The organism is Vibrio genomosp. F10 str. 9ZD137, from assembly GCF_049974785.1.
In the GTDB taxonomy this organism is placed as follows: domain Bacteria; phylum Pseudomonadota; class Gammaproteobacteria; order Enterobacterales; family Vibrionaceae; genus Vibrio.
Genome location: NZ_JBNGCJ010000186.1, coordinates 1 through 621, shown reverse-complemented (window position 1 = coordinate 621; position 621 = coordinate 1). Strand labels below are relative to the sequence as shown.

Here is a 621-nt window from a genome sequence, read left to right as displayed (position 1 = left end):
TGTTGGGGCTTGCGTCCACGCACCTTCCAGCCCACTGGTGATCGTATCTTCCGAGTGGCCTTTGCCGCATTTATTTTGCCAGCCTAGCCCTTGCTGTTCTATGGGGGCGGCTTCGGGTTCTGCGCCCAAACACTCCGATGATTTGTGAGCGCCATGCATCTTACCAAAAGTATGTCCACCCGCCACAAGCGCCATGGTTTCTTCATCATTCATCGACATACGGCCAAAAGCCTCACGTATGCTTTTAGCAGAAGCGAGAGGATCCGGAACCCCATTAGGCCCTTCCGGGTTAACATATATCAGGCCCATATGGGCGGCGGCTAATGGTTTTATTAACTCACCTTTCTCATTGCGCCTATCACTTGCGAGCATTTCTAATTCAGGCCCCCAATAAACAGTATCAGGCTCCCAATCATCGGTGCGCCCTGCGGCAAACCCGTAAGGGGTAAAGCCCATATTCTCTAAAGAAACATTACCTGCAAGTACAATCAAATCGCCCCAGGAAATACTTTCACCGTACTTTTTCTTCACCGGCCACAACAAGCGCCTTGCTTTATCTAGGCTCGCATTGTCAGGCCAACTGTTCAGTGGTGCAAATCGTTGCTGTGCGCCACTTGCGCC

At 51.5% G+C, this 621-nt stretch carries 1 protein-coding gene; it reads right to left on the bottom strand.

Translation table 11 applies throughout. From position 1 onward, the window contains the following. A partial coding sequence (locus ACP45E_RS02415; RefSeq protein WP_347229967.1) for a peroxidase family protein occupies nucleotides 1–621 on the bottom strand: 621 nt, incomplete at both ends.